Genomic DNA, 23,233 nt, shown 5'->3' on the forward strand with positions numbered 1-23,233 from the left:
ACTCCGTTGTCTGTGAATGTTGAGTATAGACAACGGGTGTGGCGCGCTCGTCTCAGGGTGGTATAACTGATAGCAGGCTTAGCAAAAGGGGAGTGACTCATGTCTGACTATCCAACCATTGCGCTGATTGGTCCCGGTGCGATTGGCACCACCGTTGCCGCGGTACTGCATGACGCTGGCCGCACGCCGCTACTCTGCGGACGCACCGCGCATCCGGAATTACGCCTGCGTCACGATGAAGGGGAAACGGTGGTGCCCGGTCCGGTATTAACCGATCCGGCGGTCATCACGCGCCCCGTCGACCTCGTGTTTATCGCGGTGAAAACGACGCAAAACGCCGACAGCGCCGGGTGGCTGCGCGCGCTGTGCGATGAAAATACGGTGGTCTGTGCCCTGCAAAATGGCGTAGAGCAGAAGGCTCAGCTTGAGCCTTTGGTCAGTGGCGCGACTGTGCTGCCGTCGGTGGTCTGGTTCCCGGCGCAGCGCGAGCCGGATGCCTCCGTCTGGCTACGGGCGAAGCCGCGCCTGACGCTGCCGGACGTGCCTCAGGCGCAGCGGGTGGTCGAGGCGCTTCGCGGTACGCGCTGTGAAGTTGAACTCTCGGCTGATTTCCCTACCGTCGCCTGGCGCAAGCTGCTGCAAAACGCGGTCGCCGGGCTGATGGTGCTGGCCAACCGCCGTGCCGGGATGTTCAGGCGCGAGGATATCAGCGAGCTTGCGCTGGCCTACCTGCGCGAGGGGCTTACTGTCGCCCGCGCCGAAGGGGCGAAGCTGGCCGATGACGTGGCGCAAGAGATTCTGGCGAACTTCCAGCGCGCGCCAGTGGATTTGGGTACGTCGATTCTCGCTGACCGTCAGGCGGATCGCCCGATGGAGTGGGATATCCGCAACGGCGTGATCCAGCGCTACGGCCGTAAACACGGCATTGCGGTGCCCATCAGCGACGTGGTGGTGCCGCTGCTGGCGGCGGGGAGCGAGGGGCCGGGTTAACGGTTATTGTTTTTCCGTTCGGCAAAGTAATGGGCGGGCGTGCTGCCCATCACTTTTCTGAACATGGTGATAAACGCATTCACGGATTCGTACCCGAGAGTGGCGGTGGGGCGATAGAGAGGGGGGAAGATAAGTGAATATGCATTTCAGCTTTGTGCCATAATTTTACGTTGTTATCCTGGTAGCGTGTTGATCTGTCGGGAGCAGAGCCCGGGAGGTTCAGATGCTTTATAGCTGCATGAATAATACAAAATGGAATGAGATCCGCATGGCAATGGTTAGCATGGAATCTCCTCCCTTATGGAAAATGACTTTTCTCAATGGCTATGAATCTGCAGTTGATGGCGAGTGGTTTTACCATTTCTGTGAAGGTGGCTATTTGGATATCAAGTATCTTGATATTATGACAAACTCAGTTGAACAACATACCATGGTAGGTACTATTCTTCGCGCTATTCATCTCCCTGGAATCGAGGTATCAACCGGTTATAGAATTTGGGGATACGCAGATTCGGTCAGCTATGTAGATTATCTTTAACCAGATAAAATCGTTTAATGGCTAACAGGAATACGTTAGTCTTTGCGTAGAATTGGCCTCTACTTCTCACTGTCTAAGCGTTACACTGAAAGTTATTAATTCAAAGTCAATACAATCAAACATCTTCCCATAGCGGCATCAATTCTCCAGGTAATTGTTCCTTATCAAACCCCTCAAACCAATACACTGAGCCTTGCGGTCCAATAATCGGCACTTCTCCCCACCCCGGATGAAACAATGCGCGACTCCAGTCAGGCTTGAGACGACCACGCCGTTTAAGGCGCTGACCATTACACGCAGTTGCTCGTATTGAAGGAAAATTAATAAAGAAACTTAACGGCATTTTCTCTTTGCGCGCACGTTGTAATTGCCTTGATATCCAGTCCTGGTTACGTTTGCGAAGTTTTTGTTTCATTGGCTACTGTTCTGATTTTACTCACTTATCAATCAATGCTCTCACTGTAATCCGACGCCATGCTTTATACAAGAGTGTCCGTTCTTAACTCAGTGCGGACCTTACCCACTTTTCTGCCCTTTCCGTATAATGAGCGGACGGTGATAGCGTCCGCTCAGTGTTGATGACTGTATGTGCATTAGTATAGCCATGCATCTTCTGTCATCAAAATGATGAAGCCACTCGTGTTTTTTATCGGATAAACGTTCTTTTTACACGAACAGAGGTTATGAAATAGGGAATCCAAATTAAAGCCGAAATCACGTTTCTAAAAATAGGTACAAGTTCATTATAGCCAATTTCAGCGCCAGGAATTAATATGTAAAGCAAATAGGTATTAAATGACATTGTCGTCACGATTGATATTAAAAACAAAATATAAAGCTTTGGTAGCGATTTCTTCTTTCTTAGGAAAAATGAAAGAACGGTGACTGTAAAAAGAAATTCGCCAATATAAATAACCAGTGAAGCTATGAAGAAAATTTTTGCATTTGCATTCAGGTGCGAATAATTTTCTATCGTAAATTTAAACGCATCTGTCATTGCAAAAAGATAGGAAGCAGCAGTAACCACTAATCCTATAAGAGGGAGAAAAAGAAAGCCTCCAATTTTCCTGAAGTTTTTATCTTCGCAACTGTCGCAAAACTCTCTGTCCTGAGGTATTTCGACCCCACACTTTATGCATCCCCATTCCATATATGGACCTTTGAAGTATTTAATGATTTACAATAGATTAAACGAAGTCTATTACAAACGCAACTGACTGATAAATAAGTATGCTGTGCAGCTAACTTTTTTGAGTAAATTTGCGTTAAGGGGAGATTCCCGCAGCACAGATATTCATTCTAAGTCCCTACCAGGGACCGCTCTTTGCTAATAACGGTTCTTCAAACATTTCTTTCCGACAGTTCCCGACCGGAAACGAATATTTAAAGTAAAGTGCTAACACTGAACACCATAAAGTTCTCTGTTGCACTTCAGTCCAGCTTCTCGATATTCATCCTAACCGCTTTCAGCGTTCTCCTGCGGATCCAGCCGCTGCCCGCCCGTATTACCAGCCAGTAAGCCGCCATCCTGAGCCGGGTGCTTCTGTCCGGGCAAAAGACGAACGTTTCCGTACTGAGTTCATGCTGGCCTGGCGCCAGTTCCTTTACCTGGTAGCGCAGCAACAGTGTCGCGCTGCCCGGCACGGTAGGCGTCTGAAACGCGCTGGCATCCGGCACGTTTTCCAGACCGAAATCTGCACGCCAGAATTGCCCTCTTAAGCCATAGCAAAGCTCCGATGCTGAATCTTTCAAAAGGGTGAAACTGTGCAGACCAAAGTTGCTAATTGAGCCAGCCTGCTGATCGCGCAGAAGTTTTTGCGGTAATTGCCGCAAAGCCATCAACCGACGAATCACAGCATCTTGCCGGACGTCAAAGTTGGCAATCAACGGCAGAATATGTTCAGGGTGCGCAGTATGAATGACCGTTCGGTGTTTTTCATGAAACTGGAACTGAGGTAAAAAAACGGGGACATCCTGCCACTGAGCAAGTGCTTTGCGGGTTACGAATCCAGGATTCAGCATTTCTCTTCCTTGTCATTCCTTGAGTGCAGCCAGAGTATCAGATGGCGTGCTGCAGGCAATCACCAGGAAAAGAGAGGGGGATAGGGCAGTAAATGTAACGAGCCGGTTGGGTTAACGATGTTCGCTTCTTTGCGAATGGAGAAGCTGAGTGATTTCTTTGCGCTTTCTTGTTGCCCATTCGGGCTTGATTGAGAGCATTGAACTGTATTCCTTTCTGAAATAAACCTCTCTGAATTCCCGTTCAGATGAATGTTTTGCTGCATAGGTTGAGGCCAGCCCCGCCACGGCACTCTCCACAAACCAATAAAGAATTTCATCGTCACTGAGCGTTACTTTTCGCTGTATTTCAAGACCCCTTTCACTGATGATAAAATGATATTCTTTCCCATGAATTTCCAGATAGGGAGTTGCAACCCCATCAGGTTGGTCAGGGATAAAGAAGTAATGATTTGGTCTTGTGCCTCCCCCAAGTTGCTCACCTATTTTTAGAAGCTCGTTTCGTAGTTCTTCTATCGTTTTCATCAGCATTCCTTTGTTCTTTTATGTGAACCACTCTTTATCGCAGAATGTGTGCATAGAGTCTGCTTACGATCACTTCCCCACAAACGCACTCACAGGCAAACCGAAACGCTTCGCCAGCGCCCGCATATGATCCAGGGTCAATGTGCGCTGTCCATTAAGGATCCGACTCACCAGAGACTTCTTACCAATCTCATTCTCGAAATCGCTCTGAGTGAGTTGGTACTGATCCATCAACGTTCGTAATAACGCAACGCCTGACGGAATGCGGGCAACACGCGCGTTAAATTCTGCAAACTCCGGAGACTCGTTTTCGTATTTATCGATTTTCGCGGTAAGCATCTCTACCAGCGGGCTATAGGGGTCGTGCTCAATAAGATGTTCCACCATCGCCAGAGCATCCTCGTAATCTTGTCGCGACGGGCTTGAGCCCAGGAAGGGAAGCTCGTTAGTCAGCTCGTTTGCCGCTTTGATGGCTGCTGCATAATTCATTCTTTCGTTCCCCGGTGGTAGTCCGTGAGCTTGTCATACTCTGCGTGCTGATGTGTTTGATGAAGATCTTTCCCCGCTCAAAATCAGGAAAAAACATTACTCTTAAATGTCCGCGCCCACATCGATGACCCATCATTTTTCCCGGTATTTCATCCGGTCTAGGCTGGGAAAGCGCTTTCGCATGTCGCCTGGTGACGAGTAGTGTTCCTTCTTTAGTACCCGGTAAAGATCGTCCAGGGCGAGTGCTTGATTGGGAAAATGTCTGGTCGCCGTATCGAAAGGCGCTCTTGAGACTACGTGCATCCATGCCCATTGTTTCCAGGATGGAAACATTATAGGTGGTGATTGGTGAGTTGACAATGTGGAAACTGCGGGGGAAATGAAGCTCCTACATGTTCTTGATAATTATGCTCATGTAGAGCGTTCGAGCACGTTAAGTTGGGGTGGCTTGAGATTAAAGGGGGAGGTATCGCTCGACCAGGGAAATTTGATTGATTTGCGTAGCGTATTCAGAAATTGTTTGCTGAAAAGGAGTCTGGTGGAGGCTAGTTTTACTAACAATATCTTATGGAAGTGTGTGAAAGATGAGTCCGCATTGTGCCAGAAGCGGAAGTTCCTAACATCATGCTGCATTCGTTTAAGGGGAGCAGATCAACGGTAATATCTTTGTCAGTCCCCCAGCGCCTAGGATTTGGAATGAACAACGCAACTCAGTTCAAAGGTTCGAAGCTTTGCTGGACTTTACTTTTCTAATTCGTCGCTGATTAAGCTTCAGTTTTCCATCTCCAAGAACATACCGCCCAGAATGTACCGCCAGCCAGAACTGTACTGTAATAATATGGTTGTTGATCAAAAGCTTGCACAGGATTTTGCGTAATATTCCATTCCAGGGATAAGGCCCGAGCCCAGCACAGTATAGGGAAAAATGTTTAAATTCTCCCAATCGCCAACGCCAGTAAGACTTCATTTCGGTTTTCGCATGCTCAATAGCATTACAGTTCCATAACTCTCCCCAACGTCGTACCCATTTGTCATTAAGCAACCAGTTATATGTTAGGTGGGACCTTATTGAATCAAAGGGTTGCTGTTGTTGACCCCCGGCTAACGTAATGATGCATTGAAGGAACTGCGTTTCGGTAATTGAAAAGAATATACCGCGCTCAGAAGCCTCCACAAGCTCCTGCCGAGGAATTTGATCTAAGTAAACAATCAGGACAGATTGGTCCAAATTTACCAACTCAATTCTTTGCTGGTAACGAATACCGTGTCCAGACGCTTCAAAGTAAAGCTTAACATTCTCTACTAGAATTTCTTTTGCCCGAAACGCTATACAGGATTTTACCGTTTCATGATCGGCAGGACTAGAAAGCCGCAACGAGTACTCTAGGTGCTCACCAAGTGGTTCCCAACGCGCTCCTAACCGAAGGCGACTAGCTTTGTACTCATGAGATTTTTGATAGGTCTTTAGTAACCATAACCGAGTAATTTTGCCCCATATCCACTTTAAAAGGCGTCCAGCTAAACTCCAAGGCATTGATACGTTCATATATCTCTCCGTATTTTGGACCCTATGCTTTCATCTTTCCACTAAGAAAAATAAGGGTTTTACATATTTTTACTGTTCTTCACCTCTGGCCTGCTCCCCGTTGATTAATACATATGTAATTTTAGTAATACCTTTATCAGCTATGAAAATAATTGCCAAGTTCCGCACCTCGCTCAAAGCAGACCTGACATATCCCAGCCTTTCCGCTCTGAGCCAGTAGTAGGCATCATCACTTCGTATGAAACTGATAATAAATTAAAACTAGAGATCAAGTGAGTCAGGCAGTGAATCTCTTTGTTCTTTGGTATAAACATGTAATTTACTCTTAAAACCTAGGAAATCTCCCTCCATTGTTAAGAATCGACCTTTTTCTGCAAAGAACATGGGATTAATATCTCTACGAACAACATCAGCAAACCAATTAGCTGATTTTGTAGCTTCCACTAACCAATCATGACATTCTTGAATCCATTGCTTATATATTTCAACGTCTTCTTCATAATTATCATTCCAGCCACCAGTTTTATAAAATTTTTCTGGATAGTAAGTGTCTTCATAAAGATAAGAATGTCTCATGAAAATTTGAGCGGCTATGTTAAGTGTTATGGAAAATGTTTCAGTGGCTCTCCGTAGTTCATCAAATTCTTCGGGCCATATAGCAGAAATGACTTTTTGCCGAAATTCAAATATATCATCGGGTAAATTTTTAGGCCATGTCGGTTCTGGTGCTAATGCAAAGCTAGTCCAATTCTGCCAGTTTTCTAAACGACAATATTTTACTGCGGAGTCAATTATTGAAGTTACTGAAAGTTGCTTAGCTAGAAAAAATTTATCTTCAACTCTACTAAGAGTCTCTGAAACCCATAACTCATGTGTCGACTTAACGTTATAGAGTTTTTCGACTGGCCAATCTTCTACATTTCTATCAATTTCCGTATGATGATTTGGGCAAAGGAGAATAAGGTTGTGATAACTATTTCTTTCATCCAGAGTTAAATGCGATTTTCCTCGGGCCGCATCTTCCTTCTCTCCAACAATATGTGCCTGTTCCCCCAATGTAAATGCGGAATTAACGGAGTTCTTATCCTGTGTTAACTCTGTCTTACAAATTGCACATCGATTTCCGGAACGCCCCCACAACAATTTGATGTCTTTTTGATTTATTGCCATGTTAAATACTCCCTTTGGGTGAGTTGAATGCAATATTATAGTTTTTATATAAACAAAAAAAGAGTTTGCCAGAAATTATCATAAAAAGATGCCTAAAACCCTCTTTCATTAAGTAATCAGAAAGACGAAAGGTTGATACTTTCCCCTTAGGATTTTGTCAGGCCTAACCAGAAGACATTCAATAGCTACTCATTATGCATCCCGACTAGCTATCATTTGGCCGATATACTGGCTCGTTAAAACTTCATCGACAACGAGAAAAATTGCGAACTTCCGCTCCTCGTTCCTAACGGACATTCAACAAACAACGCTATTCTTTTAGTAAGGCCAAAGTCCTGCTTTTTACCCCGCAGAACTCCGGCCTTACATCACCCATCTCAGTGCGCTGCGATATAAGGCTCCTTCACAAACTCCGCCAGTAGCCAGACCATATCATGCAGCAGTCCGGTCAGTTCTTTCGCCACGTTTATAGGGAGCGTCCCGCCCATCACCGCCAGCGTTAACGCTACGGCATAATCCACCTGCAACGTCGTCTCTTGCCAGCAGTCCGGCACGCAGGAAGCAATCTTTTCCCCCGCAATAAGCTGTTCAACCAGATACGGCGGAAGTTCCGAGTCACAGCACTCGCGCAGTCGTTTGAGCGCAGCCAGTAATTGCTTACAAAGCGCGGCAAACGTCACCGCATCGTCAGTTTCCACTAGTACGCTTACGTAAGCGGCGCAGGCATCGGCCAGTTCGAAGAGATCCGCAGAATCGGAAATGGGGTGGGTGATGAGCTGATGAACAGCGCTTTCCTCAGAAAGCGCGTAGGAAAATTCAGGGGTAGTCGCCATTTAGCATCCTCTTTGTCCAAAAAATGTCATGTTATGCTAACGGGTTCCTACGCCCGGTTACGGATGTGCCGCAACGCAGGCACTTTACGGCGGTGAAAAAAGGAAGGAAAGGGGATGCCCCTGAATTACATAAGGTTGCTTGCAGGTTTGCGAGGCGGCTTCCAGAAGGGCATTGCCGGGTGGCGGCTACGCCTGACCCGGCCTACAAAAATCACAGCCCTGTAGGCCCGCGCTAGCGCAGCGCCGCCGGGCATTCCTGCTGTAAAACGGGTTTTTGCCGATCGAGTGTGAATATCTGCCATTTTATCTGCGACGTACTCAGGGTAAAAATGGCCGTGGCCAGCGTGTTCTCTTCATCCGGGTCGTGTGGCGAGAGACGATAAATCGGGAGCGCGGGATCATGCTGGTCTGAAAGAATACCCAGAGCCGCTGCACCATCAAGGTGAGATTGCGTATCCAGCCAGGCGTTTAGCCGCTGCTGGCGTGACCGGGAGCTGTCCGTGATCACCTGCTCAACCGCATCAAGCTGAGGGTGGATAAGGTGATTAGCATGGGCGAAAACGTCCCGCAGCGGCGTGACGGAACAGCCTGTTCCTGTCGCCTCCACGCTAAACAGCCGGCTGTCTCCCATTTGTCCCAGCGTATGATGAAAGGCTCCGGCGCGTGGTGATGAGGTCAGTATAGTGATAGCTTCATCAAGGCTGGCGGCATTCAGCGCAGCGCGGGCAAGTATCTGGCGCGGCATGCCGTCCGGACGGTGCAAAGCGCGTATGTTATTCACCGTATTCACCACGCCCTTTTCGTTTACGGCGAAGGTGTGTCCGCAAATCGATCCCGGATAAGCGAAACTGGTGAACGCCAGGCCGTCATCCGGGGTGATGCTGACGATGGCACAGTCATTGCGAAGCTGCGGGAAACCGTCTTCATTATGCGCGATAATCAGCTCTCCCTCCGCGGTGCTTCCCGCTACCGTGGTGCAGCCATCAGAGGTTGAGCGCACCAGATCGCCGCGGCAGTTCCAGGCAAACACCTCATCAAACGGTGCATCGAGGCCCTCGGCCAATCCCTCCAGCTCCTGCCAGATCAGGGGATACTGAGACTGGACCCGCGAACGCATGCTCCGGGTCTGTTCTGCGTCTTTCATGGCGGTAACGGTTTGCCACAACGCCGTTTGCGTCAGTTTTGCATGCCAGGCCTCGCGGCCGAACGCGCCAAGCGCCTGACCTACTGCAAAAGCGGAACCACGAATGTCGATTTTTTTCATAGTGTTATCATTCACTTCTGTTCAGGATACGTGTTGCAAAAATTCTTTCAGGCGGGGATTGCGACTGCTATTCAGCAGCATATCAGGTGGACCATCTTCGGCAATGGTACCGCCATCAATAAAGATGAGCCGGGATGCCACATCGCGGGCGAAGCCGATTTCATGGGTCACAATCACCATGGTCATGCCTTCTTCGGCCAGCGAGCGCATGACTTTCAGCACCTCATGCCGTAATTCGGGGTCCAGCGCTGAGGTCGGCTCATCGAACAGCATCATTTTCGGTTTCACCGCCAGGGCTCTGGCGATGGCCACGCGTTGCTGCTGACCGCCAGAGAGCTCTGATGGGTAGTGACTGGCGCGTTCGCGTAAGCCAACGCGGTCCAGCAGCGCCAGCGCCTGTTCCCGCGCGGCGGCTTTGCTCTGTTTGCGTACGCGAACCGGACCAAACATCACATTCTCCAGCGCCGTCAGATGGGGGAACAGATGGAACTGCTGAAACACCATCCCGGCTTCACGGCGGATATCACATTCGTTAGCGTGAGGATCGGTAATATGCATTCCCGCTACCAGCAGCGTGCCGGAGGAAATTTCCTCCAGCTTGTTAATGCAGCGCAGCAGCGTCGATTTGCCCGAACCGGAAGGGCCGATGATCACCACGACTTCGCCAGCATCAATTTTTAAATTGATGTCGTGCAGTACCTGAGTGGCGCCGAAATTTTTCGACACTGCGCTAAATTCAACCATGCTCATAAAATATGGATCCTCTTCTCCAGTTGCTTCAGCAGGAAACTCAGGCACAGCGTCACCAGCAGGTAGATCATTGCCACTGCGGTCCAGACTTCCAGCGCGCGGAAATTACCGGCAATAATTTCTTGCCCCTGACGAGTCAATTCCGCCACACCAATCACAATAAACAGCGAGGTGTCTTTAATACTGATAATCCACTGATTACCCAACGCAGGGATCATACGGCGTAATGCCAGCGGCATAATGACATGCCATAGCGTGCTACGCTGGGATAATCCCATTGCCAGGCTGGCCTCTCTAAAACCTTTATTAATCGAGAGGATCGCCCCTCGGGTGATTTCTGCAATATAAGCACCCGAGTTAATCACAATGGTCGTAATGGCCGCCGTTACCGGGTCAATATGAATCGGTAACACCATGGGGAGTGCGAAGTAAATAAACATCACTTGCACCATAATAGGCGTTCCGCGGATTAACTCGACAAAAACTAACGAGACTGTTTTTGATATTTTCCCTCCGAGCGCCCGGCAGGTTCCCGCCAGCAGGCCAATAACAAAACCACCCAATAAACCTGATAATGAAATAATCAGCGTCAGCTGTAGTCCTTGCAACAGCAGCGGCAGGGACTCCCAAATATATTTACTGTCGAAATTCATATGTTACCCGTTAAGATGCAACGAGGTCGGATCGCTCCGACCTGGCGGGATTATTTTGGCTGTTTAGCAAACCACTTCACGTAAATCTTGTTGTAAGTTCCGTCCGCACGTAACGCCTGCAGTGCAGCGTTGACCTTCGGCGTCAGGCTGCTGTTCTTCTGCATCGCAAAACCGTAGTGCTGCGGCAGAATGCTGTCAGTCTCGCCGGTCGATTTCACTTTGCCATCACCCGCCGTTTTTACGTAATAGAGCACATTGGGGGAATCATGCACCACGGCATCAAGGTTACCTGCCTGCAAATCAAGATAGGCGTTGTCGATATTTGGGAATTCAACATAGTTCGCCTTATATTTGCTTTTCATAAAGCTCGCCGCCGCCGTTCCCTGCTTTAATCCCACTTTCTTTCCAGCCAAATCGCTGAATTTAGTAATGGTATTATCGCTGCTTTTCACCGCCATTAATAAATCAGCATCATAATAACCGTCGCTGAAATCGACGACCTGTTTACGCGCATCGGTTATCGTAATGCCCGCCATGGCGACATCCAGATTACGTGATTGCAAACCCGGAATCAGTCCCCCGAAGTCCATTGGGCGTAATTCGTAGCTGACATCCATTTTTTTTGCGATGGCATTCCACAAATCAATATCAAAGCCGACGTATTTATCGCCTTGTTTAAATTCAAAGGGGACAAAGGCGGTATCAACGCCAACCGTTAATTTATCCTGCGCTTGTGCCACAAAACTGGCGGAGCAAGCGACCAGCGCTAACGTAACTTTTAATTTAGTTAATAATCCAGACATGATAACCCTCGGCGTCAGTGAAGTAGCGTGCATGAATGTCACCCGGCGAAATACATCTGCGGGGTGGGGAAATAAAATGTTGATATGCAGGGCGCACTTTCATGCGCCAAATTTAAAGCGAAAGCTTATGCGGGAATAATCTCATCCCGGGTGTCGGGTACCGGCGTCTGCGCGCCGTTCATTACCATTGAGAGAAAACTGTAATAGCCATTGATGCCGATCAGGTCAACCACGCCTTTCTCGCCCCACAGCGCGATAGCGTGCTGCCAGGTGGCATCGCTGACCTTCTGCTGCTCCTGCAACTCCTTGCAAAAGTGATAGACCGCCCATTCATCCGGTTGCAGATCCTCTGGGAGACGCTTTTCATTAATCGCCTGCACCGCCGCGGCAGAAATACCCTTTTCACGCGCTATCGGCGCATGAATCGCCCACTCCACAGGCTGCGACCAGTGCCGCGCGGTCATCAAAATCGCCAGTTCAGACAGGCGCTGCCCCAGCGCGCTGCGATAACGCAGGTATTCCCCCATGCGTTGTGCATGCGCCATAAGCTCTGGGCTGCGCAGCAGCGGCTCGAAAGGTGGCAGCAGCGCACCGCGGGGCCCGTTGATTATCTCTTCGGCCAACGCGCGCTGCTGGTCGTCCCACTCATGCTCCGCCAGCGGCGGTAAACGATTGATCATAATTTGCTGGTCTCTTCGCGAATCACGGTGTTCAGCGTGTCTACCACAAAGTCGAGCTGGCCAGGCGTGACAATAAACGGTGGTGCGATCAGGATATGGTCGCCATACTGCCCGTCAATAGTTCCACCCATTGGATAGACCATCAGCCCACGTGACATACAGTTTGCTTTGATGGCTGCATGCAGCTTCAGGGCAGGATCGAAGGGGGTTTTGCTCTCTTTATCGCGTACCAGCTCAACGCCCGCAAACAAGCCGCGTCCACGCGTATCACCGACGTGCGGTAATTCCCCCAGCACTTCACGCAATGCGCTGTGAAGGTAAGCCCCCTGTTGCCTGACCGCCTGCAGCAAATTATCGCGCGCAATCACCTGCTGCACGGCCAGGGCTGCGGACGCGGCGGTCGCGTGGCAAATGTAGGTGTGCCCGTGCTGGAACAGACCGCTACCGGCCTGCAGGGCTGAGACAATCTTCTCGCTCGCTAATACTGCGCCAATCGGCTGATAGCCGCCCCCCAGCCCCTTCGCGATGGTCACCAAATCCGGCACCACATCATCCTGTTCGAACGCATGTAATGTGCCGGTGCGTCCCATGCCACACATGACTTCATCCGCGATGTAGAGGATGCCGTATTTATCACACAGGTTGCGTACACCTTTTAGATAGCCCGGGGTAGGCGGGGTGGCGCCGGTGGTGGCCCCCACCACGGTTTCTGCGCAGAAACCAATAATGGTGTCGGGACCGGCCTCAATAATGGCGTGCTCCAGCTCGTTGAGCAGACGCGTGGTGTATTGCTGCTGGGTTTCGTCAGCGCGGCGGTCGCGATACTCATTGCAGGCCGAAACGCGGATCACGTCGATCAGTAAGGGAGCAAACTGGCGGCGGCGCCATTCGTTGCCTCCCACCGCGAGCGCCCCAAGGGTATTGCCATGATAGCTCTGCTTACGGGCGATAAATTTGGTGCGCGACGGTTGGCCGATCTCAACAAAATACTGGCGCGCCAGCTTGAGCGCGGTTTCGACCGCTTCCGAACCGCCCGAAACGAAATAGGCATAGTTAAGATCGCCAGGCGCCGTGCGCGTCAGCTGTTCAGCAAGCTGCTCAACGGTGTCGCTGGTAAAAAAACTGGTGTGGTCATAGGCCAGTTGATCGATCTGGCGATGCATCGCAGCCAGCACGTCAGGATGCGCGTGGCCTAAACAGGAAACGGCGGCGCCACCGCAGGCATCCAGATACTGTTTTCCCTGTGCATCAAAAATGTACGCCCCCTGGGCGCGTACCGCCACGGCGGGCGTGCTGCGTAGACTGCGGTGAATGATATGGGTCATGCTGGTCCTGCTCCTGAATGCGCTGTGCTAATGAAGCGCATCATGCAGGATTCATTTGTATCACGTCAATTTCATTTTGATTCAAATGTATTCTGTTTTCTTATGCCGGATGCAAATGAATTATTTTTCAGGGTTTCCCGGGCACCACATAGGCACCAGAGTTAATAAGATAGCGTTCAGCATTTTCGATTTTATTCACTGCATCTCGACCATGGCGCGCGACCAGCATCGCCAGTAAACACTCGGCCAGCCCCATGCCGGACACCACGGAAGGGAAAAACGACGGGCTGTCGATAGAGAACAGCAGCGTGCAATCGGCAGCCTGGGCTAATGGCGAGACGGGAGAATCCGTGATGGCAACGATCGTCGCGCCTGCCTGCTGGGCCGCGCGCAGGACATCGAGCGACTCACGGGAATAGGGGGCAAAACTGGTGAGTAACAGGCAATCTTGTGCTGTTAATTCGCGGGTGAACACCTCGATATTGCTCGCCAGACCATCAATTAACGACGCCTGCCGATTGAACAGTCGATAGACATAAAACAGCGACCAGGCGATAGGAAAGCTGGCCCGGAAGCCGCAAATATAGACATTCTCAGCCGCGTCCAGCAGCGTTACAGCTTGCTCCATGGCCTGATGGTTTTCATGCTGTGTGAAAGCCAAATTGGCCTGATGCGCCTGAAACACCTCTTCATACAGCTGCGGCTGAGTGCCTTTGGCGATCAGCTTCTCGGCTTTGGATACATATGTATCATTGCGCAGCCCGAGTTCATCGATGAATGCGTCCTTGAGTTCACCCCAGCCGTTGTAGCCTAATCGTTGCGCTAGCCGCAGCAGCGTAGCGGGTTTTACACCGGCTTCACTGGCGAAGGCACGCATCGATAGCACGACCAGTTGATTGGTATTCTGTAGCGAGAACTCGGCAGCACGCTGTAATTCCGCAGACAACTCACTGAATGTACTGACAATATTTTCCCTTGGATTCATAGCAAATAGTCCCGCTGTTTAAGGTTAGCGCTGCTGTTGTCAAGTGACGTTCGATCTTCGCAGACTGAACGGACTCGCGTTGTCCCGGAAACGGATGATGAAAACACAGCGTAAATAAGTCAACGGGGAACTGAACAGGGGTATCAGACGTGCGAAACCATCCTGAACGCCAGAATTGTCCTCTTAAGCCATAGCAGAGAACGATATCTGGAGTTAACACCGGAGACTTGTATTGCCGGGTGGCGGCTACGCCTTACCCGGCCTACAAAAGAAAAGCGACACGAACCGTAGGCCCGCGCAAGCGCAGCGCCGCCGGGCACAGCAGCACGGCCGTCACCCCTCGCTCAGCATCGTCAAAAACCGCTTCACCGTCCGCGAGCGTTCAAAACGGCGCCAGCAGAGCGCGATGTCGGTATAAAGCTCCGGTGAACTCAGCGTGTGATAGGTGACATTCGGCGGAGATATAGCCGCCATGGATTTCGGCACCAGCGCGAACCCGCCGCCTGCGGAAACCATGCTCAGGGAGGAGGAAAGCTGCGACGACTGCAGCGCGTGCTGCACGTCAATCCCGGCCCGCTCGCAGCAGCCGTGAACCCGGTCGTACAGGCCCGGCGCGACCTCCTGCGGGAACAGCACCACCGGCGTATCCCGAAGCTGCTCCAACGCCAGCGAATCGCACGCCGCCAGCGGATGATCGCGATGCAGCGCCACCACCATCGGCTCCCGGTCGAGGATTTTTAACTCGAACGCCTTGCTGCTCTCGCACGGTAGGCGCACGAAGGCTATATCCAGTTCGCCCTCTGCCAGCATCGTCGTCAGCGACGACATATTGGCTTCCACCTGATGAACCTGCACCGCCATGTTCTGCACCTGAAACTGGCGAATCAGGGTAAAGATTTTTGGATGAAAAGCGTCGGAGCTGGTGATGCCAATCGACAGGTTGCCGTTCAGCCCGCGCGCGATGCCGCGGGCTTTCTCCAGCGCGGCATCGCTCAGCGCCAGGATCTTGCAGGCGTCCTCATAGAAGGCTTCGCCCGCTTCGGTCAGCTCCACGCCCCGCGTCAGGCGCCTGAACAGCGGCGTGCCCACTTCCTCTTCGAGCCGTTTGATCTGCTGACTCAGAGGAGGCTGCGAAATACCCAGCGCTTCGGCCGCCCTGGTGAAGTGTCGCTCGCGTGCTACCGCGACAAAATACCGCAGATAACGAAGTTCCATATCTAAAACGTCTCAAACCAGCATGGTTTCTATATTGGAACTCTCTGCTGAATCGGGTCAACATTTATTTAACCTTTCTAAATAAAGTTGAAGAGGACGAGCATGATGGTGCATTCATCTGCCTGCGACTGTGAAGCCAGTCTGTGCGAGACCCTGCGCGGGTTCTCTGCCCAGCATCCTGACAGCGTGATCTATCAGACATCGCTAATGAGCGCCCTGCTAAGCGGCGTGTATGAAGGAGAGACCACCATCGCCGATCTGCTGGCACACGGTGACTTTGGTCTGGGCACCTTCAACGAGCTGGACGGCGAAATGATCGCCTTCAGCAGCCAGGTGTACCAGCTGCGCGCCGACGGCAGCGCCCGGGCCGCGAAGCCGGAGCAAAAAACGCCGTTTGCGGTGATGACCTGGTTCCAGCCGCAGTACCGTATCACCTTCAATGCGCCGGTCAGCCGTCAGCAGATCCACGATGCGATCGACCAGCAGATCCCCTCCGATAACCTGTTCTGCGCGTTGCGCATTGACGGCAACTTCCGCCATGCCCACACCCGAACGGTACCGCGCCAGAAGCCGCCGTATCGCGCGATGACCGACGTGCTGGACGACCAGCCGGTGTTCCGCTTTAACCAGCGTGAAGGGGTGCTGGTCGGGTTCCGCACGCCGCAGCATATGCAGGGCATCAACGTGGCGGGCTACCACGAACATTTCATTACCGACGACCGTCAGGGCGGGGGGCATCTGCTCGACTACCAGCTGGAGAGCGGCGTGCTCACCTTCGGTGAAATTCACAAGTTGATGATCGACCTGCCCGCCGACAGCGCGTTTTTACAGGCCAACCTTCACCCCAGCAATCTGGATGCGGCGATCCGTGCCGTCGAAAACTAACAGGAGAACTACCGTGAACAGTGAGAAACAGTCACGTCAGTGGGCGCACGGCGCCGATTTGGTTGTCGGCCAGCTGGAAGCGCAGGGCGTGAAGCAGGTGTTCGGGATCCCGGGGGCGAAAATCGACAAAGTCTTTGACTCCCTGCTGGACTCCTCTATCGAGATCATTCCGGTGCGTCACGAAGCCAACGCGGCGTTTATGGCGGCGGCGGTAGGGCGTCTGACCGGCAAGGCCGGGGTGGCGCTGGTGACCTCCGGGCCCGGCTGTTCCAACCTGATCACCGGCATTGCCACCGCCAACAGCGAAGGCGACCCGGTGGTGGCGCTGGGCGGGGCAGTGAAGCGGGCGGATAAAGCCAAGCTGGTGCACCAGAGCATGGACACCGTCGCCATGTTCAGCCCGGTCACCAAATACGCCGTGGAGGTGAGTGCGCCGGACGCGATTGCTGAGGTGGTTTCCAACGCGTTTCGCGCCGCCGAGCACGGCAGGCCGGGGGGCGCCTTCGTCAGCCTGCCGCAGGATATTGTCGATCAGCCCGCCACGGGGGCGATTTTACCCGCCAGCGGTCCCGCGCTGATGGGGCCGGCACCGGAATCCGCCATCAACGACGTGGCGAAGCTTATCGAAAAGGCCAAAAACCCGGTCATCCTGCTGGGGCTGATGGCGAGCCAGCCCGCCAACAGCGCCGCGCTGCGCAAGCTGCTGGAGAAAAGCCGTATTCCGGTCACCAGCACCTATCAGGCCGCCGGGGCGGTGAACCAGGAGCACTTCACCCGCTTCGCCGGACGCGTCGGTCTGTTCAATAACCAGGCGGGTGACCGGCTGCTCCATCTGGCGGATCTGATTATCTGCATCGGCTACAGCCCGGTGGAGTACGAGCCGTCCATGTGGAACAGCGGCGACGCCACGCTGGTGCACATTGATGTGCTGCCAGCCTATGAAGAACGTAACTACGTGCCGGATCTGGAGCTGGTGGGGGACATCGCCGAAACCCTGAATCAGCTCGCTAACCGTATCGACCATAAGCTTGAGCTAAGCCAGCGGGCCTCCGAAATTCTGGTCGACCGCCAGCATCAGCGCGATCTGCTCGATCGTCGCGGCGCCTCGCTTAATCAGTTTGCCCTGCATCCGCTGCGCATCGTGCGGGCCATGCAGGACATCGTCAATAACGACGTGACGCTCACCGTGGATATGGGCAGCTTCCACATCTGGATCGCCCGCTACCTCTACAGCTTCCGGGCGCGTCAGGTGATGATCTCCAACGGTCAGCAGACCATGGGCGTCGCGCTGCCGTGGGCCATTGGCGCGTGGCTGGTCAACCCGAGCCGCAAGGTGGTGTCGGTCTCCGGTGATGGCGGCTTCCTGCAGTCGAGCATGGAGCTGGAAACCGCGGTGCGCCTCAACGCTAACGTGCTGCACATCATCTGGGTGGATAACGGCTACAACATGGTTGCCATTCAGGAAGAGAAAAAATACCAGCGTCTTTCCGGCGTCGAGTTCGGCCCGGTCGATTTCAAAGTCTATGCCGACGCCTTTGGCGCGAAAGGCTTTGCCGTGGAGAGCGCCGACGCGCTCGAACCCACGCTGCGTGCGGCAATGGATGTGGATGGCCCGGCCGTGGTGGCCATTCCCGTTGACTACAGCGATAACCCGCTGCTGATGGGCCAGCTCCATCTCAGCCAGATTTTGTGACTCAACATAAGGACAGAGAAATGCAAAAAGTTGCTCTCGTAACAGGCTCAGGTCAGGGGATTGGTAAAGCAATTGCGCTTCGCCTGGTGAAGGATGGATTTGCCGTCGCCATCGCCGACTATAACGTGGAAACGGCAAGAGCCGTCGCCGATGAAATTATCCGTAACGGCGGTAACGCCGTCGCCGTGAAGGTGGACGTCTCTGACCGCGAGCAGGTATTTGCGGCGGTGGAGAAAGCCCGCACCGCGCTGGGTGGCTTCGACGTGATCGTTAACAACGCCGGGGTTGCGCCGTCCACGCCGATCGAGTCCATCACGCCGGAGATTGTCGACAAGGTCTACAACATTAACGTGAAAGGGGTGATCTGGGGGATCCAGGCCGCGATTGACGCGTTCCGCAAAGAGGGGCACGGCGGCAAAATCATCAACGCCTGCTCCCAGGCGGGCCACACCGGCAACCCGGAGCTGGCCGTCTACAGTTCCAGTAAGTTCGCGGTGCGCGGCTTAACCCAGACCGCCGCACGGGATCTTGCGCCGCTGGGGATCACCGTTAACGCCTACTGCCCGGGCATCGTGAAAACGCCGATGTGGGCAGAGATCGACCGTCAGGTCTCCGAGGCGGCGGGTAAACCGCTGGGCTACGGGACCGAAACCTTTGCCAAACGCATCACGCTTGGCCGCCTGTCCGAACCGGAAGATGTCGCTGCCTGCGTTTCATACCTGGCGGGACCGGATTCCGACTACATGACCGGCCAGTCTCTGCTCATCGATGGTGGGATGGTGTTCAACTAAATTCTAATAAGCTCTGACATGAGTTTTCCCCTGCACCCGTGCAGGGGCTTTTTTTTGTCTCCTCCGCCATTGTGCATTACACTGCGCGCTGCAAAACTTTAGTCATTACGATCTGACAGGCGGTAACAGCGATGAACGGTACAATCACAACGTGGTTTAAAGATAAAGGCTTTGGATTTATCAAAGATGAAAACGGCGACAACCGCTATTTTCATGTGATTAAGGTCGCGAACCCCGATCTGATTAAGAAAGATGCCGCGGTGACCTTCGAGCCAACCACCAACAACAAAGGCCTTTCCGCCTACGCGGTGAAGGTTATCCCCGAAAGCAAACATCTCTATATCGCAGGCGAGCGCGTGAAGCTCACCTCGATCAAATCCTTCGTGGTGTTCAACGAAGAAGAGCCCGCGGATACCAAAATCGACAAAGAAAATGCGGTGCTGTCGGTGGGGCTGCTGATGAACAGCATCAAGCCGAAATCTGATAAAAAGCCGGGCGAAATGCGCACGGTGAAGAAGCTGGCGATCACCACCTTCCAGAACACGACGCTGATCTTCACCGAAGATGAGATCGATATTGATGCCACGGTGAAGCTGCTGAAGTAATTATTTGCCGGGTGGCGGCGATGCCTTACCCGGCCTACGAAAAACCATCAACGCGCCACCGGGCACCGCCGCACGCACTTAACCCATCCTGTGCTCGCCCCGTAACATCGCCTCACGGTCAAACACCTTCTGGATCTTCCCGTGCGCCATCAAGGCCGCCCGGTCGGACATATGGGCAATCACATCCGCGTCGTGACTGACCAGCAGATAGGTCATCTTATGCTCGGCCTTCAGGCGGTTAAGCAGGTTCAAGATTTCCGCCTGTACCGACATATCCAGCGCCGAGGTCGGTTCATCCAGCAGCAGAAGCTGCGGGCGCAGCAGCAGCGCGCGGGCAATGGCAACGCGCTGACGCTGGCCGCCGGAAAGCTGGTGCGGGTAGCGCCTGCCCGCGTCGGCGGAGAGCCCCACCTCGTGCAGCGCATTGGCCACCTTTTCCGCGATCTGCGTCTCGCCGTGGATGCTTAACGGCTCCGACAGCGTGCGCGCAATGGTGTGGTTCGGATGCAGCGACGCCCACGGATCCTGAAACACCATCTGCACGTTGCGGCGAAGCTCGCCTTCAAAACGTCGCCCTGGCGTTAACGTTTCTCCCAGCAGTGCAATACTGCCACGCCACTCGCGCTGCAGCCCAGCCAGCACGCGCAGAAGGGTCGATTTGCCGCAGCCGGATTCGCCAATCAGGCTGAACGTCTCGCCTCTCTCAATGCTAAAGCTGGCGGCAGAGACCGCCGTTTTTTCCCCGAAGGTGACCTGCACCTGGTTAACCTCAACGAGCGCCATCGCTGGCCTCCTTCCACGGCTGTGAACGATCGAGCGTCGGCAGCATCTGTCCATAAGTATGGGCGTCTGGACGACAGGTCCACAGGGTTCGCGTGTACGGATGCGTCGCCTGCGGGAGCTGGCTCGCTGTCATCTCATCCACCTTTTCGCCCTGATACATCACCAGCACGCGGTCGCAGTGCTCCGCCACCAGCGGCAGATCGTGGCTGATTAACAGCATCGCCATCTGGCGTTCTTCGCACTGCTGCACCAGCAGCTCGAGGATCTGGTTGCGCAGGCGCGCGTCCAGCGCGGAGGTCGGTTCGTCGGCAATCAGCACCTGCGGGTTGTTGATCAGCGCAATCGCAATCATCACCCGCTGGCCCATGCCCCCGGAAAGCTCACCGGGGTAGCGTGACAGCACGTTCTCGCTCAGCCCGACGGCGCGGAGGATGTCGTGAATACGCGCCGCACGCTCCGGGCGCGGCAGGCGCTGATGCAGCGTGAGCGCCTCATCAAGCTGGGCGACGACGCTTTTGACGGGGTTAAGGGCGTAACGCGGATCCTGCAGGACCATCGCAATGCCGTTGCCGCGCAGCGCCTGCCAGCGGCGGGCGTTCAGGGTCAGCAGGTCGTTGCCCAGTACGTTAAGCCGGTTGGCGCTCACGATACCGGGTTTACGCACCAGACCCATCAGGGCGCGGGCGGACATGGACTTGCCGGAGCCGGATTCCCCCACCAGCGCCAGCCGCTCGTTGCCAAGCGTAAAGCTCAGGTTGTTGACCACGCGTGCGGCAGGGTAGTCGATATTCAGCGCATCGACGATGACGCGGTGTTCAGTCATGCTGTGGCTCCAGTACGTCGCGCAGGCCATCGCCTAACAGGTTAAACGCCAGACTGGCAAACAGGATGGCTCCGCCCGGAATGGCGGCAATCCACCACTGGTCGAAAATGACCTGCATGCCGTCCGCAATCATCGCCCCCCATTCGGCCATGGGCGGACGTGCGCCAAGGCCGAGGAAGCCGAGACCGGCGGCTGCCAGAATAATCCCCGCCAGATCCAGCGCCAGCCGCACAATCGCGGAGGGCAGGCACAGGGGTAGAATATGGCCGACCAGCAGGCGCAGGCCGCGGATCCCCATCATCTCGGCGGCGGCCAGATAATCGCTGTGGCGCAGACGCTGAATCTCGCTCCGCGCCTGCCGCGCGTAGGCAGGCCAGGTGGTTAAGGCCAGCGCCAGCGCGCCGTTGACCAGCCCCGGACCGAGCATCGCGACAAATGCGAAGGCGAGGATCAGGCGCGGCATTGACATCACCACGTCGGTGAAGCGCATCAGGATACGCTCCATCCAGCCGCCGTAGTAGCCGGACAAAATGCCCACCAGCAGCCCGGCGGGCAGGGTAATAACCGTCACCAGGGCCACCAGCCCGAGCGCCGGACGCGTGCCGTAAATCAGGCGCGAGAGCAGATCCCGCCCGTAGCCGTCGGTGCCCAGCCAGTGCTGGCCGGTCGGTGCCTGCAGGCGCGCGGCGGCGTCCTGCCAGTTCGGATCAACCGGTGCCAGCCACGGGGCGAACAGGGCAATAAACACCAGCAGCACGATGGCAATCAGTCCGCAAACGGCGGCAGGGGAGCGGCGCAGGCGGCGTAAGAAGAGATAAAACGGCATCAGCGCACCCTGGGATCGGTCGCCCGCACAAGCAGGTCGGTAAGGTTATTGATCAGCACAAAGCAGACGCCAATCAGCAGCGTGCCGCCCATGACCGCGGTGGTGTCTCCGGCGAACAGGGCGGTGGTGAGATAGCGTCCGATGCCCGGCCACGAGAACACGGTCTCTGTTAATACCGCACCTTCCAGCATGCTGGTGTAGGCCAGGGCAATCACCGTCAGCAGGGTACTGCGAATGTTTGGCAGCACGTGGCGCAGCAGAATGGTCATCTCCCCGGCGCCCTTGGCGCGGGCAAGGAGGATGTACTCCTTGTTCATTTCGCCGAGGCAGGCGGAGCGGGTCAGGCGGGTAATGCTTGCCAGCGAGTAATAGGCCAGCAACAACACCGGCAGCACCAGGTGGCTGAGGGCGTTGCGGAATGCCTCGCGATCGCCGGAAAGCCAGGTATCTATCAGCGCAAAGCCGGTGCGTGGCTCGACGGTGAACTGCCAAATATCGTCCAGCCTGCCGGGGCCTGCGCTCCACTGCAGCCTGGCGTAGAACAGGGCCAGCATCAGCAGGCCAAGCCAGAAAATCGGCACCGAGTTGCCGAGCAGGGTGAGCGTTCTGATCGCTAAGTCCAGTGGCGAACCGGCGTAGCGGGCGCACAGCACACCCGCAATCACGCCGAGTACCGTGCCGATAATTAGCGCCAGCGTTGCCAGCTCCAGCGTGGCGGGGAAGGCGTGCAGCAGATCCTGCAGCACCGGCTGCCCGGTGGCGCTGGCGGTGCCCAAATCACCATGGGCAAGGTTTTGCAGGTAGTGCCAGAACTGCACGGGCAGGGGACGATCCAGCCCAAGCTGGTGGCGAACCTGATCGTACGTCGACTGGCTGGCGTGATCCCCGACGATCTGCAGCACGCGATCGACCGGTGAAAACGCCGAGAGCGCAAACGTGACGAGCAGCAGCCCGAAGAGCGTGAGCAGCAGGGTCAGCAGACCCTGAAGCACGCGGGTGGAAAGATGTGGCATGGGAAATCTCTTCATGCCGGGTGCGGCTT

At 54.1% G+C, this 23,233-nt stretch carries 26 protein-coding genes and 2 pseudogenes; 6 read left to right on the plus strand and 22 right to left on the minus strand.

What is annotated here, in order from left to right; genetic code table 11:
* Positions 1–99: 99 nt before the first annotated feature.
* Positions 100–990 (plus strand): oxidoreductase, encoded by an 891-nt coding sequence (locus KGP25_RS05980; RefSeq protein WP_126534562.1) that lies wholly within the window; start codon positions 100–102, stop codon positions 988–990.
* Here KGP25_RS05980 and KGP25_RS05985 read toward each other — a convergent pair.
* Positions 987–1,094, minus strand: a pseudogene (locus KGP25_RS05985) (AraC family transcriptional regulator); the annotation flags it as partial. The gene KGP25_RS05980 and the pseudogene KGP25_RS05985 sit on opposite strands and share 4 nt — an antisense overlap.
* A 164-nt stretch (positions 1,095–1,258) precedes the next feature.
* Between KGP25_RS05985 and KGP25_RS05990 the strand changes: the two are divergent.
* Complete coding sequence (locus KGP25_RS05990; protein WP_223540106.1) at positions 1,259–1,528, plus strand: DUF6678 family protein; 270 nt, start codon at positions 1,259–1,261, stop codon at positions 1,526–1,528.
* Positions 1,529–1,643: 115 nt separating this feature from the next.
* Here the strand turns inward: KGP25_RS05990 and KGP25_RS05995 are convergent, their stop codons facing one another.
* The 17 genes and pseudogenes from KGP25_RS05995 to KGP25_RS06075 form a co-directional block, all read right to left on the minus strand.
* Complete coding sequence (locus KGP25_RS05995; RefSeq protein ID WP_126534563.1) at positions 1,644–1,943, minus strand: hypothetical protein; 300 nt, start codon at positions 1,941–1,943, stop codon at positions 1,644–1,646.
* Between the two features lie 231 nt (positions 1,944–2,174).
* Positions 2,175–2,678, minus strand: coding sequence for a DUF2569 domain-containing protein (locus tag KGP25_RS06000; protein WP_045909661.1), 504 nt, complete (start codon positions 2,676–2,678; stop codon positions 2,175–2,177).
* Positions 2,679–2,959: 281 nt separating this feature from the next.
* Positions 2,960–3,550: a hypothetical protein gene (locus KGP25_RS06005; protein WP_045909660.1), complete on the minus strand. Its 591-nt coding sequence runs from the start codon at positions 3,548–3,550 to the stop codon at positions 2,960–2,962.
* 111 nt (positions 3,551–3,661) lie between these two features.
* Positions 3,662–4,072 carry an Imm63 family immunity protein gene (locus KGP25_RS06010; RefSeq protein ID WP_223540107.1) on the minus strand — a complete coding sequence of 137 codons (411 nt, stop codon included), beginning with the start codon at positions 4,070–4,072 and terminating at the stop codon, positions 3,662–3,664.
* Positions 4,073–4,141: 69 nt separating this feature from the next.
* Positions 4,142–4,561: a helix-turn-helix domain-containing protein gene (locus tag KGP25_RS06015; RefSeq protein ID WP_223540108.1), complete on the minus strand. Its 420-nt coding sequence runs from the start codon at positions 4,559–4,561 to the stop codon at positions 4,142–4,144.
* Positions 4,558–4,864, minus strand: a pseudogene (locus tag KGP25_RS06020) (type II toxin-antitoxin system HigB family toxin). The gene KGP25_RS06015 and the pseudogene KGP25_RS06020 overlap by 4 nt, the downstream one beginning before the upstream one ends.
* A 412-nt stretch (positions 4,865–5,276) precedes the next feature.
* A complete protein-coding gene (locus KGP25_RS06025; protein WP_223540109.1) occupies positions 5,277–6,107 on the minus strand; it encodes a hypothetical protein in 831 nt (276 codons plus the stop codon).
* 261 nt (positions 6,108–6,368) lie between these two features.
* Positions 6,369–7,277: an HNH endonuclease signature motif containing protein gene (locus KGP25_RS06030; protein ID WP_223540110.1), complete on the minus strand. Its 909-nt coding sequence runs from the start codon at positions 7,275–7,277 to the stop codon at positions 6,369–6,371.
* 377 nt (positions 7,278–7,654) lie between these two features.
* The gene (locus KGP25_RS06035; protein ID WP_223540111.1) at positions 7,655–8,110 is read right to left on the minus strand and encodes a hypothetical protein; all 456 of its coding nucleotides are present in this window, start codon (positions 8,108–8,110) and stop codon (positions 7,655–7,657) included.
* A gap of 232 nt (positions 8,111–8,342) precedes the next feature.
* Complete coding sequence (locus tag KGP25_RS06040) at positions 8,343–9,374, minus strand: C45 family peptidase (protein WP_223540112.1); 1,032 nt, start codon at positions 9,372–9,374, stop codon at positions 8,343–8,345.
* 21 nt (positions 9,375–9,395) lie between these two features.
* Positions 9,396–10,118 carry a glutamine ABC transporter ATP-binding protein GlnQ gene (glnQ, locus tag KGP25_RS06045; protein ID WP_024906944.1) on the minus strand — a complete coding sequence of 241 codons (723 nt, stop codon included), beginning with the start codon at positions 10,116–10,118 and terminating at the stop codon, positions 9,396–9,398.
* Positions 10,119–10,120: 2 nt separating this feature from the next.
* Positions 10,121–10,777 carry a glutamine ABC transporter permease GlnP gene (gene glnP, locus KGP25_RS06050; RefSeq protein WP_024906945.1) on the minus strand — a complete coding sequence of 219 codons (657 nt, stop codon included), beginning with the start codon at positions 10,775–10,777 and terminating at the stop codon, positions 10,121–10,123.
* Positions 10,778–10,827: 50 nt separating this feature from the next.
* Positions 10,828–11,580 carry a glutamine ABC transporter substrate-binding protein GlnH gene (gene glnH, locus KGP25_RS06055; protein ID WP_223540113.1) on the minus strand — a complete coding sequence of 251 codons (753 nt, stop codon included), beginning with the start codon at positions 11,578–11,580 and terminating at the stop codon, positions 10,828–10,830.
* 125 nt (positions 11,581–11,705) lie between these two features.
* Positions 11,706–12,260 (minus strand): carboxymuconolactone decarboxylase family protein, encoded by a 555-nt coding sequence (locus KGP25_RS06060; protein ID WP_175557789.1) that lies wholly within the window; start codon positions 12,258–12,260, stop codon positions 11,706–11,708.
* Complete coding sequence (locus KGP25_RS06065; protein ID WP_223540114.1) at positions 12,257–13,585, minus strand: aspartate aminotransferase family protein; 1,329 nt, start codon at positions 13,583–13,585, stop codon at positions 12,257–12,259. The genes KGP25_RS06060 and KGP25_RS06065 overlap by 4 nt, the downstream gene beginning before the upstream one ends.
* Positions 13,586–13,712: 127 nt before the next feature.
* Complete coding sequence (locus KGP25_RS06070) at positions 13,713–14,570, minus strand: MurR/RpiR family transcriptional regulator (RefSeq protein ID WP_045909652.1); 858 nt, start codon at positions 14,568–14,570, stop codon at positions 13,713–13,715.
* A 333-nt stretch (positions 14,571–14,903) separates the two neighbouring features.
* Positions 14,904–15,785, minus strand: coding sequence for a LysR family transcriptional regulator (locus KGP25_RS06075; RefSeq protein ID WP_045909651.1), 882 nt, complete (start codon positions 15,783–15,785; stop codon positions 14,904–14,906).
* Between the two features lie 105 nt (positions 15,786–15,890).
* On the opposite strand from KGP25_RS06075, the gene budA reads away from it, so the two are divergent.
* From budA to KGP25_RS06095, 4 genes are all read left to right on the plus strand, one after another.
* Complete coding sequence (budA, locus tag KGP25_RS06080; protein WP_086374961.1) at positions 15,891–16,670, plus strand: acetolactate decarboxylase; 780 nt, start codon at positions 15,891–15,893, stop codon at positions 16,668–16,670.
* 13 nt (positions 16,671–16,683) lie between these two features.
* Positions 16,684–18,363 carry an acetolactate synthase AlsS gene (gene alsS / locus KGP25_RS06085; protein WP_024906953.1) on the plus strand — a complete coding sequence of 560 codons (1,680 nt, stop codon included), beginning with the start codon at positions 16,684–16,686 and terminating at the stop codon, positions 18,361–18,363.
* Positions 18,364–18,383: 20 nt separating this feature from the next.
* Positions 18,384–19,154, plus strand: a complete 771-nt coding sequence (locus tag KGP25_RS06090) for a (S)-acetoin forming diacetyl reductase (RefSeq protein ID WP_023334821.1) — start codon at positions 18,384–18,386, stop codon at positions 19,152–19,154.
* 131 nt (positions 19,155–19,285) lie between these two features.
* On the plus strand, positions 19,286–19,759 hold the full coding sequence (locus tag KGP25_RS06095) for a cold shock domain-containing protein (protein ID WP_045909648.1): 474 nt from the start codon (positions 19,286–19,288) through the stop codon (positions 19,757–19,759).
* 78 nt (positions 19,760–19,837) lie between these two features.
* Here the strand turns inward: KGP25_RS06095 and KGP25_RS06100 are convergent, their stop codons facing one another.
* From KGP25_RS06100 to KGP25_RS06115, 4 genes are read right to left on the minus strand one after another with little or no spacing between them, the layout of a single operon-like run.
* Positions 19,838–20,542, minus strand: coding sequence for an ABC transporter ATP-binding protein (locus KGP25_RS06100; protein WP_223540115.1), 705 nt, complete (start codon positions 20,540–20,542; stop codon positions 19,838–19,840).
* Positions 20,529–21,365 carry an ABC transporter ATP-binding protein gene (locus KGP25_RS06105; protein WP_223540116.1) on the minus strand — a complete coding sequence of 279 codons (837 nt, stop codon included), beginning with the start codon at positions 21,363–21,365 and terminating at the stop codon, positions 20,529–20,531. Before KGP25_RS06105 ends, KGP25_RS06100 begins: the two co-directional genes overlap by 14 nt.
* On the minus strand, positions 21,358–22,191 hold the full coding sequence (locus KGP25_RS06110) for an ABC transporter permease (protein WP_063621074.1): 834 nt from the start codon (positions 22,189–22,191) through the stop codon (positions 21,358–21,360). The genes KGP25_RS06105 and KGP25_RS06110 overlap by 8 nt, the downstream gene beginning before the upstream one ends.
* Positions 22,191–23,204, minus strand: a complete 1,014-nt coding sequence (locus KGP25_RS06115) for an ABC transporter permease (RefSeq protein ID WP_048026918.1) — start codon at positions 23,202–23,204, stop codon at positions 22,191–22,193. The genes KGP25_RS06110 and KGP25_RS06115 overlap by 1 nt, the downstream gene beginning before the upstream one ends.
* Between the last annotated feature and the right edge of the window lie 29 nt (positions 23,205–23,233).

It is taken from the genome of Enterobacter sp. JBIWA003 (genome assembly GCF_019968825.1).
GTDB lineage: Bacteria > Pseudomonadota > Gammaproteobacteria > Enterobacterales > Enterobacteriaceae > Enterobacter > Enterobacter quasiroggenkampii.

Bases quoted from the DNA above. Each gene is read 5' to 3' on its own strand.
- KGP25_RS05980 (WP_126534562.1), top strand. From the start codon at position 100: ATGTCTGACTATCCAACCATTGCGCTGATTGGTCCCGGTGCGATTGGC.
- KGP25_RS05990 (WP_223540106.1), top strand. From the start codon at position 1,259: ATGGCAATGGTTAGCATGGAATCTCCTCCCTTATGGAAAATGACTTTT.
- KGP25_RS05995 (WP_126534563.1), bottom strand. From the start codon at position 1,943: ATGAAACAAAAACTTCGCAAACGTAACCAGGACTGGATATCAAGGCAA.
- KGP25_RS06000 (WP_045909661.1), bottom strand. From the start codon at position 2,678: ATGGAATGGGGATGCATAAAGTGTGGGGTCGAAATACCTCAGGACAGA.
- KGP25_RS06005 (WP_045909660.1), bottom strand. From the start codon at position 3,550: ATGCTGAATCCTGGATTCGTAACCCGCAAAGCACTTGCTCAGTGGCAG.
- KGP25_RS06010 (WP_223540107.1), bottom strand. From the start codon at position 4,072: ATGAAAACGATAGAAGAACTACGAAACGAGCTTCTAAAAATAGGTGAG.
- KGP25_RS06015 (WP_223540108.1), bottom strand. From the start codon at position 4,561: ATGAATTATGCAGCAGCCATCAAAGCGGCAAACGAGCTGACTAACGAG.
- KGP25_RS06025 (WP_223540109.1), bottom strand. From the start codon at position 6,107: ATGAACGTATCAATGCCTTGGAGTTTAGCTGGACGCCTTTTAAAGTGG.
- KGP25_RS06030 (WP_223540110.1), bottom strand. From the start codon at position 7,277: ATGGCAATAAATCAAAAAGACATCAAATTGTTGTGGGGGCGTTCCGGA.
- KGP25_RS06035 (WP_223540111.1), bottom strand. From the start codon at position 8,110: ATGGCGACTACCCCTGAATTTTCCTACGCGCTTTCTGAGGAAAGCGCT.
- KGP25_RS06040 (WP_223540112.1), bottom strand. From the start codon at position 9,374: ATGAAAAAAATCGACATTCGTGGTTCCGCTTTTGCAGTAGGTCAGGCG.
- glnQ (WP_024906944.1), bottom strand. From the start codon at position 10,118: ATGGTTGAATTTAGCGCAGTGTCGAAAAATTTCGGCGCCACTCAGGTA.
- glnP (WP_024906945.1), bottom strand. From the start codon at position 10,777: ATGAATTTCGACAGTAAATATATTTGGGAGTCCCTGCCGCTGCTGTTG.
- glnH (WP_223540113.1), bottom strand. From the start codon at position 11,580: ATGTCTGGATTATTAACTAAATTAAAAGTTACGTTAGCGCTGGTCGCT.
- KGP25_RS06060 (WP_175557789.1), bottom strand. From the start codon at position 12,260: ATGATCAATCGTTTACCGCCGCTGGCGGAGCATGAGTGGGACGACCAG.
- KGP25_RS06065 (WP_223540114.1), bottom strand. From the start codon at position 13,585: ATGACCCATATCATTCACCGCAGTCTACGCAGCACGCCCGCCGTGGCG.
- KGP25_RS06070 (WP_045909652.1), bottom strand. From the start codon at position 14,570: ATGAATCCAAGGGAAAATATTGTCAGTACATTCAGTGAGTTGTCTGCG.
- KGP25_RS06075 (WP_045909651.1), bottom strand. From the start codon at position 15,785: ATGGAACTTCGTTATCTGCGGTATTTTGTCGCGGTAGCACGCGAGCGA.
- budA (WP_086374961.1), top strand. From the start codon at position 15,891: ATGGTGCATTCATCTGCCTGCGACTGTGAAGCCAGTCTGTGCGAGACC.
- KGP25_RS06090 (WP_023334821.1), top strand. From the start codon at position 18,384: ATGCAAAAAGTTGCTCTCGTAACAGGCTCAGGTCAGGGGATTGGTAAA.
- KGP25_RS06095 (WP_045909648.1), top strand. From the start codon at position 19,286: ATGAACGGTACAATCACAACGTGGTTTAAAGATAAAGGCTTTGGATTT.
- KGP25_RS06100 (WP_223540115.1), bottom strand. From the start codon at position 20,542: ATGGCGCTCGTTGAGGTTAACCAGGTGCAGGTCACCTTCGGGGAAAAA.
- KGP25_RS06105 (WP_223540116.1), bottom strand. From the start codon at position 21,365: ATGACTGAACACCGCGTCATCGTCGATGCGCTGAATATCGACTACCCT.
- KGP25_RS06110 (WP_063621074.1), bottom strand. From the start codon at position 22,191: ATGCCGTTTTATCTCTTCTTACGCCGCCTGCGCCGCTCCCCTGCCGCC.
- KGP25_RS06115 (WP_048026918.1), bottom strand. From the start codon at position 23,204: ATGCCACATCTTTCCACCCGCGTGCTTCAGGGTCTGCTGACCCTGCTG.